The sequence below is a fragment of the Streptomyces sp. NPDC008137 genome, from assembly GCF_042957035.1.
Lineage (GTDB): Bacteria > Actinomycetota > Actinomycetes > Streptomycetales > Streptomycetaceae > Streptomyces.
On record NZ_JBIBHN010000005.1, the window covers coordinates 1 to 16,659 of the forward strand.

At 67.9% G+C, this 16,659-nt stretch carries 10 protein-coding genes; 1 reads left to right on the top strand and 9 read right to left on the bottom strand.

Annotation, left to right across the window (positions count from 1 at the left end):
* Positions 1–125: 125 nt before the first annotated feature.
* The 9 genes from ACFZBT_RS10015 to ngcE form a co-directional block, all read right to left on the bottom strand.
* On the bottom strand, positions 126–1,625 hold the full coding sequence (locus tag ACFZBT_RS10015) for an amino acid permease (protein ID WP_391100761.1): 1,500 nt from the start codon (positions 1,623–1,625) through the stop codon (positions 126–128).
* Positions 1,626–1,770: 145 nt separating this feature from the next.
* The gene (gene dxs, locus ACFZBT_RS10020) at positions 1,771–3,693 is read right to left on the bottom strand and encodes a 1-deoxy-D-xylulose-5-phosphate synthase (RefSeq protein ID WP_391100764.1); all 1,923 of its coding nucleotides are present in this window, start codon (positions 3,691–3,693) and stop codon (positions 1,771–1,773) included.
* A gap of 252 nt (positions 3,694–3,945) precedes the next feature.
* Entirely contained in the window at positions 3,946–5,247 is a 1,302-nt protein-coding gene (locus ACFZBT_RS10025) for a sugar ABC transporter permease (protein ID WP_391100766.1), read from the bottom strand.
* Positions 5,244–6,035 carry an ATP-binding cassette domain-containing protein gene (locus ACFZBT_RS10030; RefSeq protein WP_391100768.1) on the bottom strand — a complete coding sequence of 264 codons (792 nt, stop codon included), beginning with the start codon at positions 6,033–6,035 and terminating at the stop codon, positions 5,244–5,246. The genes ACFZBT_RS10025 and ACFZBT_RS10030 overlap by 4 nt, the downstream gene beginning before the upstream one ends.
* Before the next feature lie 117 nt (positions 6,036–6,152).
* Complete coding sequence (locus ACFZBT_RS10035; RefSeq protein ID WP_391101467.1) at positions 6,153–7,259, bottom strand: substrate-binding domain-containing protein; 1,107 nt, start codon at positions 7,257–7,259, stop codon at positions 6,153–6,155.
* A gap of 133 nt (positions 7,260–7,392) precedes the next feature.
* Entirely contained in the window at positions 7,393–8,604 is a 1,212-nt protein-coding gene (locus tag ACFZBT_RS10040) for an ROK family protein (protein WP_391101469.1), read from the bottom strand.
* A 519-nt stretch (positions 8,605–9,123) separates the two neighbouring features.
* Complete coding sequence (locus tag ACFZBT_RS10045; RefSeq protein ID WP_391100770.1) at positions 9,124–10,047, bottom strand: ABC transporter permease subunit; 924 nt, start codon at positions 10,045–10,047, stop codon at positions 9,124–9,126.
* 3 nt (positions 10,048–10,050) lie between these two features.
* Complete coding sequence (locus ACFZBT_RS10050) at positions 10,051–10,977, bottom strand: ABC transporter permease subunit (RefSeq protein WP_391100773.1); 927 nt, start codon at positions 10,975–10,977, stop codon at positions 10,051–10,053.
* A gap of 42 nt (positions 10,978–11,019) precedes the next feature.
* On the bottom strand, positions 11,020–12,474 hold the full coding sequence (gene ngcE / locus ACFZBT_RS10055) for an N-acetylglucosamine/diacetylchitobiose ABC transporter substrate-binding protein (protein ID WP_391100775.1): 1,455 nt from the start codon (positions 12,472–12,474) through the stop codon (positions 11,020–11,022).
* 386 nt (positions 12,475–12,860) lie between these two features.
* On the opposite strand from ngcE, the gene ACFZBT_RS10060 reads away from it, so the two are divergent.
* The gene (locus ACFZBT_RS10060) at positions 12,861–16,658 is read left to right on the top strand and encodes a GH92 family glycosyl hydrolase (protein ID WP_391100778.1); all 3,798 of its coding nucleotides are present in this window, start codon (positions 12,861–12,863) and stop codon (positions 16,656–16,658) included.
* Position 16,659: the final 1 nt, after the last annotated feature.

Genomic DNA, 16,659 nt, shown 5'->3' on the forward strand with positions numbered 1-16,659 from the left:
GGTGTGGGCCGGCGGGGGTGGGGGGGTTACATGACTGTCAGTCGGCGTCCGACCCCATCGCGACGTTCCGAGGACGGACACCCCCCGGCGCGGCCCCGACCCCCCCACCCACCCGGCGACAACGACTACGGCGCGTCCCCGGCCTTCGGTTCCTCTCCCGTCGCGAGGCGGCTGTGCGTGCGGCCGTACAGGAAGTAGACAAGGAACCCGGCGGCCATCCAGATCCCGAACCGGACCCACGTCTCGGCGGGCAGGTTGATCATCAGCCAGAGCGAGGCGCCCACCGACAGGATGGGGATGACCGGCACCCACGGGGTCCGGAAGGCCCGCGGCAGATCGGGGCGCGTCCTGCGGAGGATGATCACACCGATCGCGACGACCACGAAGGCGAACAGCGTGCCGATGTTCACCAGCGCGGCGAGTTCGGTCAGCGGTGTGAAGCCCGCCAGCACCGCGATGATCACGCCGAGCAGGATCGTCGGCCGGTGCGGGGTCTTGAACCGCGGGTGCACACGGGAGAAGAACCGCGGCAGCAACCCGTCACGGCTCATCGCGAAGAACACCCGGGTCTGGCCGAGGAGCAGGATCATGCACACGGTCGTCAGACCGACCGCGGCCCCGAAGCTGATGAAGCCCGCGAACCACGGATGCCCGGTCGCCTTGAACGCGTCGGCCAGCGGCGCGTCGACCGACAGCTCGCTGTAGTGCTGCATACCGGTGACGACGATCGACACGAGGACGTACAACGTCGTGCAGATCACGAGCGAGCCCAGGATGCCGCGCGGCATGTCACGCTGCGGGTTCTTGGTCTCCTCCGCGGCCGTGGCCACGACGTCGAAGCCGATGAACGCGAAGAACACGACGGAGGCGGCGGTGAAGATGCCCATCACGCCGAAGTTGGACGGCGCCCAGCCGAACATGAGCTGGATCAGCGGGGAATCCAGACTGGAACCGGCCTCGACCGGCTTCTCCTTCGGAATGAACGGGTCGTAGTTCTTGCTCTCGATGAGGAACGCGCCCGCGATGATCACCACGAGGACGACCGTCACCTTGATGGCGACGACGACCGACGTGATCCGCGCGGACAGCTTCATGCCGATCACGAGGATGCCGGTGAGGACGAGGACGAGCGCGGCGGCGAGGATGTCGAAGCCGAAGGCGTCGGCGCCCTCACGGCTGCCCAGGCCCGCCGGCATCGTCCAGCCCGCGTTCTCCATGAGCGACTGGATGTAGCCCGACCAGCCGACGGCCACCACCGCCGTCCCCAGCGCGAACTCCAGAACCAGGTCCCAGCCGATGATCCAGGCGGTCAGTTCACCGAGGGACGCGTACGAGAACGTGTAGGCGGACCCGGCGACCGGGACCGTGGACGCGAACTCGGCGTAGCAGAGTGCGGCCAGGGCGCAGGCGACGCCGGCCGCGACGAACGCCAGGGCCGTCGCGGGCCCCGCGTTGTCCTTGGCGACAGTGCCGGTGAGTACGAAGATGCCGGTGCCGATGATCACGCCGACGCCGAAGACGGTCAGATCCAGCGCGGACAAGGACTTCTTCAGCGCGTGTTCTGGCTCCTCGGTGTCGAGGATGGACTGCTCGACCTTCTTCGTCCGGAAGAGGGTGCTGCTCACGGGGTACCTCCCACGCTCGTCGTCCTCGACATGATCGAGAGGTGGCACCATCCGTATGCCCCGGCACGGACGCATTCACGCCAATGGGCCGGTTCCACCACCCTCATGGTGGGGAAACCGGCCCATCCGAACCTGTTCGGCCGTGTCAGTCGCGCACGGAGTCGACGGACTCCACGGCATCGCCCTCGTAGCGCCCGTCCAGCTTGGCGACCAGCCCGGTCACCTGCCGGGCGATGTCCGGCGCGGTGAGGCCGATCTCGGCGAGGATCTCGGCACGCGTGGCGTGGTCGAGGAAACGCGGCGGGATGCCGAAGTCACGCAGCGGCACGTCCACGCCCGCGTCGCGCAGCGCCTGCGCGATCGCCGACCCCACGCCCCCGACCCGGCTGTTGTCCTCGACGGTGACGACCACGCGGTGCCGCTCGGCGAGCGGGGCCATGGCCTCGTCGACGGGCTTGACCCAGCGCGGGTCGACGACGGTGGCGGAGATGCCCTGCTTGTCGAGCAGTCCGGCGATCTCCAGGCACATCGGTGCGAGCGCGCCGACCGAGACCAGAAGCACGTCCGGCCGGTCGGTGCCGGGCTCGCGCAGCACGTCCATGCCGCCGACGCGGCCCACGGCGGGCACGGCGGGGCCGACGGCGCCCTTGGAGAAGCGGACCACGGTCGGCGCGTCGTCGACCGCGACGGCCTCACGCAGCTGCGCGCGCACCTGGTCGGCGTCCCGCGGCGCGGCGAGCCGCAGCCCGGGCACGACCTGCAGGATCGACATGTCCCACATGCCGTTGTGGGAGGCCCCGTCGGTGCCGGTGACACCGGCCCGGTCCAGCACGAAGGTGACACCGCACTTGTGCAGGGCCACATCCATCAGCACCTGGTCGAAGGCACGGTTGAGGAACGTGGCGTACACCGCGAACACGGGGTGCACTCCGCCCGTCGCCAGACCGGCCGCCGAGACGGCGCCGTGCTGCTCGGCGATGCCGACGTCGTAGACCCGGTCGGGGAAGCGCTTGGCGAACTTCTCCAGGCCCACCGGCTGGAGCATGGCCGCCGTGATGGCGACGATGTCCTCGCGCTCCTTGCCGAGTTCGACCATCTCGTCGCCGAAGACGGAGGTCCAGTCGGCGCCGGAACTCTTGATCGGCAGGCCGGTGTCGGGGTGGATCTTGCCGACGGCGTGGAAGCGGTCGGCCTCGTCCTGGAGGGCGGGCTGGTAGCCGCGGCCCTTCTCGGTGAGGCAGTGCACGATGACCGGCCCGCCGAACCGCTTGGCCTTGGCGAGCGCGGACTCCAGGGCCTCGACGTCGTGCCCGTCGATCGGGCCGACGTACTTCAGGCCGAGGTCCTCGAACATGCCCTGCGGGGCGATGAAGTCCTTCAGGCCCTTCTTGGCGCCGTGCAGGGTGTCGTAGAGCGCCTGGCCGACGACGGGGGTGCGCTCCAGCACCTCCTTGGTGCGGGCGAGGAACCGCTCGTAGCCGTCCGTCGTCCGCAGCGTCGCGAGGTGGTTGGCGAGGCCGCCGATGGTCGGCGCGTAGGACCGCTCGTTGTCGTTGACGACGATGACGAGCGGGCGTTCCTTGGCGTCGGCGATGTTGTTCAGCGCCTCCCAGGCCATGCCGCCGGTCAGGGCGCCGTCACCGATCACCGCGACCACGTGGTCGTCGCGGTCCTTGATCTGGTTGGCCTTGGCGATGCCGTCGGCCCAGCCGAGGACGGTCGAGGCGTGCGAGTTCTCGATGACGTCGTGCTCGGACTCGGCCTGCGAGGGGTAGCCGGACAGGCCGCCCTTCATCTTGAGCTTGGAGAAGTCCTGACGGCCGGTGAGCAGCTTGTGGACGTAGGACTGGTGGCCGGTGTCCCAGAGCACCTTGTCCCTGGGCGAGTCGAAGACCCGGTGCAGGGCGATGGTGAGCTCCACCACGCCGAGATTGGGGCCGAGGTGACCACCGGTCTTGGAGACCGCTTCGACGAGGAAGCTCCGGATCTCCTCCGCCAGCTGGTTCAGCTCCTCCAGGCTGAGCCGGTCCAGATCGCGCGGTCCCCTGATACGGGTCAGCAGCGGCACCCGTGCCTCCTTGCAGTAGAGCTGATCAGTTGCCGGGCGTGTCGAGTCTAATGTTCCGCCCCGGAGGACCGCGCCGAGGCCGTGGGGGATACATCACGCATTCGGCTGTACCCAACTTGTGCCACACCTACTACACAACTGTGCCCGGCACCTCACAGTGCCGGGCACAGACATGTACCTCAGGGGCGCGGGGAACTGCGCGGCAAGCCACGACGCATCCGCAGCCGCCCGCCCGGCGCAGCACCCACGGCGCTACGCGCGCCCAGCGGTCTTCTGCGTCTTGCGCGTCACCGCGTCGATCACGACCGTGGCCAACAGCACACCACCGGTGATCATGTACTGCACCGGAGAGGCGATGCCCTCCAGGGCGAGCCCGTACTGGATCGACACGATCACCAGCACGCCGAGCAGCGCGTTCCAGGTCCGGCCGCGACCACCGAACAGCGACGTACCGCCGATCACCGCCGCGGCGATCGCGTTCATCAGCAGGTCACCGCCGCCCGCGCCCTGGTTCGCCGCGGCGATCTTCGACGCGATGAACAGACCGCCCACCGCGGCGAACGTCCCGGAGATCGCGAACACCGAGATCCGGATCAGCTCCACGTTGATGCCGGCCCGTCGCGACGCCTCGACGCTGCCGCCGAGCGCGAACACCTTGCGCCCGTACGCCGTACGACGCAGCACGAAGTCCGTGACCAGCAGCACCACGATGAAGATCACCACGGCCAGCGGCAGGCCCTTGTACTGGTTGAAGACGATCGCGACGGCGAAGGCCAGGACCGCGAGGAGTGCCGTCCGCACCACCGTCTCGCTCAGCGGCTGCGACGGCACGCCCGCGGCCTCGCGCCGCCGGTTGCCGAGGAAGGAGCTGAGGAAGTACCCGGCGGTCACCACCGCGGCCAGCCCGTAGGCGGCGGCCACGTCGGAGAAGTAGTAGCTGGTCAGCTGGGCCACGACCCCGTCCGGGTCGAGGTTGATCGTGCCGTTGTCGCCCAGGATCTGGAGCATGAAGCCGTTCCAGAACAGCAGGCCGGCCAGCGTGACGGCGAAAGCGGGGACGCCGACCTTCGCGAAGAAGAAGCCGTGCAGCGCGCCGGCGACCGTGCCGGTGACGATGGCCAGCGCGAAGGCCAGCCACTCGTTCATGCCGTTGGTGACGTTGAGCACGGCGAAACTCGCGCCCGCGACACCGCTGACCGAGCCCACCGACAGGTCGATCTCGCCGAGCAGCAGCACGAACACGATGCCGACGGCGATCATGCCGGTGCCGACCATCGCGACGGACATGTCGGACAGGTTGCCCGCGGTGAGGAAGTTGGAGTTCAGACTCTGGAAGATGATCCAGATGATGGCCAGGCCGACGACCACGGGGATGGAGCCCAGGTCACCGGACTTCATCTTCCGCTTGAACTCGGTGACATAGCCCGCGAAGCCCTGCTCGCGCACCAGCAGCCGGGGGTCGACGACAGTGACGGCGGCCTTGGCCGCCTCGGGGTTCGCCACGACGTGGTCTTCGGGGGCTCCCGGAGCCGCGGAGGTCTTGTCGATGCTCACTTGGAAACCTCCCCGTTCGTGCGCGCCGCACGGCGGGTCACGGCGTTGTCGGTGGCGCCGGTGATGGCGGAGATGATCTCTTCCTGCGAGGTCGACTTGACCTCGAAGATGCCGTTGTTGCGCCCGAGGCGCAGCACGGCGACCTTGTCCGCGACGGCCTTGACGTCGGCCATGTTGTGGCTGATGAGGATGACGGCGTGGCCGCGCTCGCGCAGCCGCTCGACGAGGTCGAGGACCTGGGCGGTCTGCTCGACGCCGAGGGCGGCGGTGGGCTCGTCGAGGATGACCAGCTTCGGCTCGCCGAGCATGGACCGGGCGATGGCCACGGTCTGGCGCTGGCCGCCGGAGAGCGAGGCGATCGGGATGCGCACGCTCGGGATGCGGATCGACAGCGTGTGGAGGAGCTCGCGGGAGCGGCGCTCCATCTCCACCTCGTCCAGGACGCCGCGCTTGCGGATCTCCCGGCCCAGGTAGAGGTTGCCGACGACGTCGATGTTGTCGCACAGCGCGAGGTCCTGGTAGACGGTCGCGATGCCCAGGTTCTGGGCGTCGTGCGGCTTGTTGATCTGGACGGACCTGCCGTCCCATTCGATGACGCCCTCATCGATGGGGTGCACGCCGGCGATCGTCTTGACCAGCGTGGACTTTCCGGCTCCGTTGTCGCCCACCAGGGCGACCACCTCACCGGCGTGGACCTCAAGCTCTACGTCGGTGAGCGCCTGTACGGCACCGAACCGCTTGGAGACCCCGCGCAACGCCAGCACGGGCGTAGCGGACACGTGAACCATCTCCTTCGCCGCCTGACCGGCGGGAGGTTGTGCAGAGAGTGTGGGAGGAGTGATCACTCCGGCGCCCCGCGTAGCTTGCGGGGCTGGTGTGCGGGGCGCCGGAGGAACTCGGGGTGCCTACTTGAGGCCGATCTTGTCGCACGCGGCCTTGTACTTGCCGGTGCAGATCTCGCTCACGGTGTAGATGCCGTCCTTGATGACGGTGTCCTTGATGTTGTCCTTCGTCAGCGAGACGACCGGGACGAGGACGGAGGGGACGGCCTTGGTGGTCGGGCTGTCGACCTTGTCCTTGGCGATGGAGTCGAGCGACTTGCCCTGGGCGAGCGCGACGGCCATCTCCGCGGCGACGTCGGCCTCCTGCGGGTAGGGCTTGTAGACGCTCATGTACTGCTCACCGGTCACGATGCGCTGCACACCCGCGAGTTCGGCGTCCTGGCCGGTGACCGGGACGTCGGCGATGCCGGCGGCCTTCAGGGCCGTGATGATGCCGCCCGCCATGCCGTCGTTGGCGGAGTAGACGCCGACGATCTTGTCCTTGCCGAGGGCGGAGATGGCGCCTTCCATGTTGGAGTTGGCGTTCTCCGGCTTCCACTCCTTGGTGTCGTACTCGCGGCCGACCTTCACCTTGCCGTCGAGGACGGAGTGCGCGCCCTTCTTGAAGAGGGCGGCGTTGGGGTCGGTGGCCGACCCGTTCATCATGACGATCTGGCCGTCCTTGGCCTTGGAGCCCAGGGCCTTCAGCAGGGCCTCGCCCTGGGTCTTGCCGACGGTCACGTTGTCGAACGAGGTGTAGGCGTCGATCGGGCCCTCGGCCAGGCGGTCGTAGGCGACGACGGGGATGCCGGCGTCCTTGGCCTTCTTCACCGAGCCGGCGATGGCCTTGGAGTCCACCGCGTCCACGATCAGCACGTCGACCTTGTTGGAGATCATCGTGTCGACCTGCTGGTTCTGCTTGGCCGCGTCCTGGTTGGCGTTGGCGTAGACGACCTCGCCCTTGTCGCTCGTGAGTTCCTTGACCTTCTTCTCGATGAGCACCCGGTCGAACTTCTCGTAGCGCGCGGTCGCGTTCTCCGGAAGGAGCAGGGCGACCTTGATGTCGTCGCCCTTCTTGGCGGACCCGGACCCGGTGGAGTCGGCGTTGTCGCCGGACTCCTTGGCGCTGCCACAGGCAGCAAGCGAAACGGCCATCGCACCGGCGGCAATCGCAACGGCGGTGCGACGCATACGCGTGTTCACTTCAGAAACCTCCCTGACGAGGCCGCGACATTGCGGCCGAGGTGGCTGGAAGTCAACTCGGCCACACGTGCGACGTCAAGAAGTAAATCCTTAACGAGATGGCAACGGTGCCATCCGTTCTCTAAGTGAACGCGGGTGCGGCTGTCTGCAGCACGCCAGGGGCAGTTCCGTCCAAAAGCGTTGAATCGCCCATCTCGCTGAGGGCGAGAGCGAGCGCTCCGAGGACCTCCGCACGGCCTCCGAGGGCGCCCGGGAGGACGGACAACTGGCGTGCGGCGCTGGGGATCGCGTAGCGCCCGACCGACTCCCGGATGGGCCCGAGGACCAGCTCACCGGCCTCGGCGAGATCACCGCCGAGGACCACGCGGCTCGGGTTCAGCAGATTGCAGAGGTTGGCCACGCCGCTGCCGATGTGGCGGCCGACGTCGGCGACCACCCGACGGCAGCCCGGGTCTCCGTCCCGTGCGAGGCGCACGACGCCTTCCATCGTCAGGTCGGTGCCGTGGCTGGACTGCAGGAGCGGGAGCACGTAGCGCGCGGCCGCGAAGGTCTCCAGGCAGCCGCGGTTTCCGCAGCGGCAGACGGGGCCGGCTTCATCGAGGGTGATATGCCCGATTTCTCCGGCGGTGCCGCCTGGGCCGCGGTAGATCTTGCCGTTGATCACCAGGCCTGCGCCGACACCGCTGGCGACCTTGATGTACGCCAGGTCGCGCACCCCGCGGCCGCTGCCCCAGACCATCTCGCCGAGGGCGCCGAGGTTGGCGTCGTTGTCGACGTGCACGGGGACGCCGAGGCGGCCGCGCAGTTCCTCGGCGGGCTTGGTGCCGGTCCAGCCGGGCAGGATGGCGGTCGAGCCGAGGGTCCCGGACTCGACGTCGATGGGGCCGGGGACGCCGAGGCCGACGCCGGCGATCTTGGAGCGGTCGACGCCGGTGGCCTCGATCAGGCGGGTGACCAGTTGTTCCGCCCGGTCGAAGCCCTGGGTCGAGGAGGCGTCCACGTCCAGTGGCTCGGACTCCTCGGCGAGCACCTGGTGGGCGAGGTTCCCGACCGCGACGCGCAGGTGGGTGTGCCCGAAGTCGACTCCTATGACGATCCCGGCGTCGCCGCTCAGCGACACGCTGCGGGCTCGGCGCCCGCCCGCGGAGGTGGGCGTGACCTCGACGGTTCCGCCGTCCTTCAGTTCCCGGACGATGTTGGAGACCGTCGCCGCGGACAGGCCTGTCGTCCGCGCGATCTCGGCCTGGGTGAGGGAGCCCGCCAGACGCACGGCTCGTACGACCCGCTCCAGGTTGGCTCGGTGCAGCGACGACTGCGACCCCGGAGTCTCCACGACGACCTCCTGCGCGCGGGGCCGCTTCGATGAGACCCCGTCCATGTCCAACTAGTGAACTCTAAGCTGAGCTGTTCGGGTCGCCTCCCGTCAAGAGGTTGAACCGATTCCGGGGTGTGTACGGGTCGTCGCGGAGTGCTATGTGGGGGTACGCGCTTGCTGTGGGTGGGGGGTCGGGGCCGCGCCGGGGGGTGTCCGTCCTCGGAACGTCGCGATGGGGTCGGACGCCGACTGACTGTCCGTTGACGCGACAACCGCTGCGGGCGAACACCCCCCGACACGGCCCCTTGCGTCCGTCCGGCGGGTGCGGGCCGCCCCAGCTGACGCCGCCAGCCCCCGCGCCGCCCTAGCTGCGGGCATGCGTGCCTCCCCCAGTGCCTCAAGGGCCTGGGAGGTGCCCCCATGGGCGGCACGGGTGGGCGGTGGGGGTCCCCCCGCTCGAGCGAAGCCGAGAGTGGGGGGAGGCACCTCGTCGCGCCGAGTTGCGCACCCCCCGGCCTCATCCGACGTTGGCCCGTGCTACTTCAGCGCCCCCGCAGTCAACCCCTGCACCACCTGCCGCTGGAAGATGATGTACGCGGCCAGCACCGGCAGCATCGCCATCACCAGGCCCGCGAAGAGACCCGACCAGTCGCCCTTGTAGCCCTGGCTGACCGCCAGCTGCACGAGGCCCTGGGTGAGGACGCGCTTGTCCGGGTCCGTGTTGAGGACCGTGGGGAGCATGTACTGGTTCCACTGGCCCAGGAAGTTGAAGATGCCGACGCTGATCAGGCCCGGCTTGGCCATGGGGAGCATGATCTGGAAGAACGTACGGCTGTGGGAGGCGCCGTCGACGAAGGCCGCCTCGGCGATCGATGTCGGGAGCGTGCGGAAGAACGCCGTCAGGAAGAACACGGTGAACGGCAGCGAGTAGGCGATGTAGACCAGGATCAGCCCGTGGATGGTGTTCAGCAGGCCCATGTTGTTCACGACGTAGAACAGCGGGACCAGCGCGAGCATGATCGGGAAACTCATGCCGCCGATGAAGAGGAAGTAGATGAAGCGGTTGCCCGGGAAGTCGAAGCGGGCCAGGACGTAGGCCGCCATCGAGCCCAGGACCAGGGTGCCGATGAGTGAACCGCCCACCACGAGGACCGTGTTGAGGAAGTAGTCGCTCATGTTGGCCTGGGTCCACGCCCGCGACCAGTTGTCGAAGTGCAGGGTGTCCGGCAGCGACCAGGGCGAGGAGAAGATGGACCGGTCGTCCTTGAAGGACGTCATCACCGCCCACAGCAGCGGCATCACCACCATGAACGCCCAGATGACCAGGACGCCGTGGGAGAAGACGTTGAGGGCCGTGCCCTCCTTTTTCGTCTTCGGTGGCGGGCCCGGCGGGGTGTCCTGCTTGGTGACGGGCGCGCCGGACTCGGCCGGGAGAGGAGCGGGGGTTTCGGTCGTCTTCATTGATCAGTACTCCAGCCGCTCGCGACGGCCCAGCCGCATCACCACGGCGGCGAAGGCCAGCGTGACGACGAGCAGGGCTACACCGATGGTGGTGGCATAGGCGGCCTGCCCGTCACGGAACGCCTTCTGGTACACGTACAGGACCATGACGGTGGTCGAGTAGTCGGGGCCGCCCGGCCCGGTCGTCATGATCTGCACGACCGCGAACGACTCGGCGCCCAGGGCGAGGATGCCCATGTAGACCCAGCCGGACTGCACGGTGTCCCAGAGCAGGGGCAGGGTGACCCGGAAGAACGTGGTGACGCGGTTCGCGCCGTCCAGCAGTGCCGCCTCGTACATCTCCGCCGGGATGGAGGCCATGCCGGCGGAGAAGAGGACGACGAAGAAGCCGACCGTGGACCAGACGAGGACCCCCATCACGGCCCAGAGGGCCAGGTCGGGGTCGCCCAGCCACAGGGGCTGGACGTCGTCGAGGCCGATGCCGCGCAGGAGCGAGTTGATCGCGCCGCTGTCCGGGTTGTACGCGAACGCGAACAGCAGCGCGACGATGGCGATGGAGAGGACCTGCGGGAAGAAATAGACGATCTTGTAGAAGGAGGAGCCTCGGACGCCGGTGACGACCGGGCCGTTTCTCCGTTTTCTGCCGCCCACGTTGATCATGAAGGCGAAGAACAGGGCGAGGCTGATCGTCACCACCGGCAGCAGGAGGGCGAACAGCAGGCTGTGCTGCAACGATTTCCAGAAGATCTCGTCGTCGAGCATCCGGCTGTAGTTGTCGAAACCGACCATCTTGAATTCGGGGCTCAGGCCGGTCCAGTCCGTGAACGAGTAGTAGATGGACTGGATGAACGGCCAGACCACGAAAAGCGCGTACAGGCCGAGGGGCAGCGCTAGGAAGCCCACGATGAACCGGTACTTGCCGTGCTGCATCGCCACTCCGGTGCCGTTGCGGAAAATGGGTTTCCGGTGCTGTTACTGGTGCTTGTAGTGCTTGACGGAGTCGTCCTTGGCGGTCTCGTCGGCGAAGGCCTGGATCTTCTTGATGGCCTCGGCCGGAGTGAGGCGGCCGGCCATCATCTCGCCCAGGCCCGACACCCCGATCTTCTCCTTCTGCAACTGCACGTACCAGTCCTGCATACGGGGGTTCACCACGTTCTCGCCGGCCAGTTCCAGCGCCGCGACGCCCGACTTCAGACCGGGGGTGAGGGTGATGCCGTCGGTGCCGCCGTTGTACGCGGTCAGCGACTTCACCTTGCTGGTGAAGTTCTTCGAGGACGCCTCGCTGAGCATGATGCGCAGTTGCTCCATGCCACCGGCCGCGTTCTTCGCCTTGGCCGGGACGATGAACGGCTCGCCGCCGGAGGCCCAGATGGTGCCGAAGGGCAGCTTGTCGGAGGAGTCCAGGCCGGTGGGCGCGGAGACGGACAGGTCGAAGTCCTTCGGGATGACGCTGGCGGACTCGTTCTCCACCCAGGAGCCGTTCGGGATGAACAGCGCCTTGCCCTGGGCCCACGCGGTCTGCGACTGGATGTGGTCGAGACCCGGGGTGCCCTTGAGGACGTAGCCCTTCTTGTAGAGCTCGTAGTAGGCCTCGAAGCAGGCCTTGACGGCCGGGTGCTTCCAGGCGTTCGGCTCCAGGTTGTCGATGGCGTCGAGGACTTCGACGCCGCCGACCTTGCCGATCATCGGGTAGAGGGAGAAGGGGAGGTAGTACGGGTACTTGCCCGCGTACGTCCAGCCCGCCATGCCCTTCTTCTTGGCCTTCGCGCAGACCGCGAGCATCTGGTCCCAGGTCTGCGGGTACTCCGCGTCGAGCGAGTCCAGGGCCTTCTGCGAGTACCAGACGCCGTAGACCGTGTAGGCGTAGTACATGATCCAGACCGGGTCGCCGTCCAGCTGGCCCATCTCCACGATGCCGGGGCGCAGTGTGTCGCGGACCTTCTTGTCCGGGTCGTCGTAGGAGGGCGCGTCCAGCAGCGGGGTGAGGTCGGTGAGCTGGTCCTTGCTGGAGAGGATGCCCATGTCCATCTGCTCGGCGCCGGAGTTGTCGACGAGGTCCGGCGGGGTGCCCTGGTTGAAGCGGGGCTGGAGCGTGGACTGGATCTTCTGGGTGGCGGAGAACTTCACCTTCACCTTGGGGAAGTTCTTCTCGTAGATCTTCACCGCGTCCTCGGCGTACTCCTTGCCGAAGCCGCCGTCGAACAGGACGAATTCCATGCCCGCGGTGTCGTTGACGCCGAGCGGGTTCTTCGCGGTCTTCTTGCCCGCCTTGGCCTTGTCCCCGCTGTCGTCGCCGCCGCTGCTGGCGCAGGCGGACAGGAAGCTCATGGTGGGGACGGAGATCAGCCCGAGCGCGGCGGACCTTCTGATCAGATCACGGCGGCCGACACCCTCGGTGCCGTGGTTCTCGGCGGAGTTGGATCCCATGCTCAAGTCCTCGCCTTCTCCAGGACTCAGGCGGTGAACCGGATCCTCCCCGGCACCGCGATCGGGTCACGCTGGGTCGTGCAGGAAAGTGCGGGTGGTGCGGGTAGCGCGGGTGGTGGTGTGCGGATGGTGTGAATCGCCCGACAGGTATAGTCCACTTCCCGCCAGCGGATCAAGATCGAACACAAGGTTGGCCGTGGGTCTTATCCGAGTTGAGACCTCGCGGAAAGCCGAGCGGTCCGTGCGCTCCTCGGTGGAAATATCCCGGTCGTCGCGCCTGAATGCCACAACCAACACCCTTGACACTCCCCGGCACTTGGGCAACTACTGGTCCTTGCGCATCGAAGCTGACAACGTTGTCCACTGCGCAGGGAGGGTACCCGTTGATGCAACGGAAAGCTCGGCACAGATGGGGTTCGGCGGTCGTGTCGGCGACCGCCTTCGCCGTGGCCCTGGGTTCGCAGGGCGTCGCGGTCGCACTGCCCGGGGCCCCCGAGAAACCCGATCGGGGGTTCGCCTCCTCCTTCGAGGCGGACGACCCGGTTCCGGACTGGTTGAACACCGTCGACACGGCTCCCGACGGCAGCAAGCGGGCCTCGGGTGTCGACGGCGGTTACAGCAGCGGCATACCGGGCAATGTGACCGACCAGGTCACCGACGTCCGGGCCAGTGCCGAGAACACGGGCGGGGGTGAAGTGAAGGAGAACCTCGTCGACGGCGAGCCGAGCACCAAGTGGCTCACCTTCGAGCCCACCGGCTGGGCCGAGTTCGACCTGAGTAAATCGGTCAAAGTGGTGCGTTACGCATTGACGTCGGCCAATGATCACGACGAGCGCGATCCGAAGGCGTGGACCCTGAAGGGCTCCGCCGACGGCAAGGAGTGGAAGACGCTCGACACACGGTCTGGGGAGACCTTCTCCGAGCGGTTCCAGACGAAGACGTACGACCTCGCCGAGCCCGCCGAGTACCGGCATTTCCGGCTTGACATCACCGGCAACAACGGCGGCGACATCCTCCAGCTCGCCGACCTCCAGCTGTCCGCGGGCGGCGGCGAAGGGCCCGTCCCGCAGGACATGCTCTCCCTCGTCGACCGCGGTCCGAGCGGCTCCCCCACCGCCAAGGCGGGCGCCGGGTTCACCGGGAAGCGGGCCCTGCGCTACGCCGGCCGGCACACCGCCGACGGGCGGGCCTACTCGTACAACAAGGTCTTCGACGTGAATGTGGCCGTCGGCCGGAACACGGAGCTGGGCTACCGGATCTTCCCGTCGATGGCGGACGGCGACCTCGACTACGACGCGACGCACGTCTCCGTCGACCTCGCCTTCACCGACGGCACGCATCTGAGCGAGCTGCGCGCCACCGACCAGCACGGCTTCCCGCTGACCCCGCGGGGGCAGGGCGAGGCGAAGATCCTCTACGTCAACCAGTGGAACAACGTGGCCTCGCGGATCGGGTCGGTGGCGGCCGGGAAGACCGTGGACCGCATCCTGGTGGCGTACGACTCCCCGAAGGGCCCGGCGAAGTTCCGGGGGTGGCTGGACGATGTGAGTATCGCGTCCGTCGCTCCCGAGCGGCCGAAGGCGCATCTGTCCGACTACGCGGTGACGACCCGGGGGACGAACTCCAGCGGGGGCTTCTCACGGGGCAACAACTTCCCGGCGACGGCGGTGCCGCACGGCTTCAACTTCTGGACGCCGGTGACCAACGCGGGCTCGCTGAGCTGGCTGTACGACTACGCGCGAGCCAACAACTCCGACAACCTGCCGACGATCCAGGCGTTCAGCGCGAGTCATGAGCCGAGCCCCTGGATGGGTGACCGGCAGACCTTCCAGGTGATGCCGTCCGCGGCCGGCGGTACCCCTGACCTCGGCCGGGAGGCCCGGGAGCTGGCCTTCCGGCACGAGAACGAGACGGCGCGGCCCTACTACTACGGGGTGCGGTTCGAGAACGGGCTGAAGGCCGAGATGGCGCCGACGGATCATGCGGCGGCCCTGCGGTTCACGTACCCCGGCGACGACGCGAGTGTCCTCTTCGACAATGTGACCGACCAGGCGGGTCTGACCCTCGACAAGGAGAACGGGATCGTCACCGGCTACTCGGACGTAAAGTCCGGTCTTTCGACGGGGGCGACCCGGCTGTTCGTCTACGGCACGTTCGACAAGCCGGTGAGCGAGGGGTCGTCGTCCGGTGTGAAGGGCCATCTGCGCTTCGAGGCCGACGACCGGACCGTCACGCTGCGGCTCGCGACTTCGCTGATCAGCGTCGACCAGGCGAAGGACAACCTCCGCCAGGAGATCCCGGACGGCATGTCCTTCGAGGCCGTGAAGAGGAGCGCCCAGCGGCAGTGGGACCGGCTGCTCGGCAAGGTGGAGGTCGAGGGCGCGACACCCGACCAGCTGACCACGCTGTACTCCAGCCTCTACCGGCTGTACCTGTACCCGAACTCCGGGTTCGAGAAGGTCGGCGGGAAGCACCAGTACGCCTCGCCCTTCTCCCCCATGCCGAACCCGGACACCCCGACCCACACCGGCGCGAAGATCGTCGACGGCGAGGTGTACATCAACAACGGCTTCTGGGACACCTACCGGACGACCTGGCCCGCGTACTCGTTCCTGACGCCGTCGCGGGCGGGTGAGCTGGTGGACGGGTTCGTGCAGCAGTACAAGGACGGCGGCTGGACCTCGCGCTGGTCCTCCCCCGGCTACGCGGACCTCATGACGGGCACGTCCTCGGACGTGGCGTTCGCGGACGCGTACATCAAGGGCGTGGACTTCGACGCGAAGGCGGCGTACGACGCGGCCGTGAAGAACGCGACCGTCGTGCCCCCGAGCCCGGGCGTCGGCCGCAAGGGCATGGCCACCTCCCCCTTCCTCGGCTACACCAGCACCGAGACCCACGAGGGCCTGTCGTGGGCGCTGGAGGGCTACCTCAACGACTACGGCATCTCCCGCATGGGCCAAAAGCTCTACGAGGAGACCGGCGAGCGGCGCTACAAGGAGGAGTCGGAGTACTTCCGGAACCGCGCCCAGGACTATGTGAACCTCTTCGACACGAAGGCCGGCTTCTTCCAGGGCCGGGACGCCGAGGGCGACTGGCGGGTCGAGTCCTCGAAGTACGACCCGCGGGTCTGGGGGCACGACTACACCGAGACAAATGGGTATGGATACGCCTTTACCGCCCCACAGGACAGCCGGGGTCTGGCGAACCTGTACGGCGGCAGGAAGGGGCTCGCCGACAAGCTCGACGACTACTTCTCCACGCCGGAGACGGCCTCCCCGGAGTTCGTCGGCTCCTACGGCGGTGTCATCCATGAGATGACCGAGGCGCGGGACGTGCGGATGGGCATGTACGGGCACTCCAACCAGGTCGCCCACCACGCGATCTACATGTACGACGCGGCCGGGCAGCCCTGGAAGGCGCAGAAGAACGTCCGCGAGGTGCTGTCGCGCCTGTACACGGGCAGCGAGATCGGCCAGGGCTACCACGGTGACGAGGACAACGGCGAGCAGTCGGCCTGGTACCTGTTCTCCGCGCTCGGCTTCTACCCGCTGGTGATGGGCAGCGGTGAGTACGCGATCGGCTCACCGCTGTTCACGAAGGCGACCGTGCACCTGGAGAACGGGCGCGAGCTGGTGGTGAAGGCGCCCCGGAACAGCGCGAGGAACGTGTATGTGCAGGGGCTGAAGGTCAACGGCCGGAGCTGGAGCAAGACCTCCCTGCCGCACTCGGTCGTCGCCAAGGGCGGTGTCCTGGAGTTCGACATGGGCCCGCGGCCGTCGTCGTGGGGCACGGGCGAGCACGCCGCGCCCGTGTCGATCACCCGGAACGACGAGGTGCCGACGCCCCGCGCGGACGTGCTGAAGGGCGAGGGTGCCCTGTTCGACGACACGTCGGCGACGGACACGGCGGTGACGTCCGTAAATCTGCCGGTCCCGGAGGGCGCCGAGGCGGTCCAGTACACGCTGACGTCCTCGGCGGACCGGGCGAAGGCACCGGCCGGCTGGACGCTCCAGGGCTCCTCGGACGGTGAGACCTGGCGGACGCTGGACCGGCGCTCCGACGAGTCGTTCGCATGGGACAGGCAGACCCGCGCGTTCACGGTGAGGTCACCGGGTACGTACGAGAAATACCGCCTGGTCCTCGACGGCGAGGGCACCCTGGCGGAGGTCGAACTGCTCTCCTGAG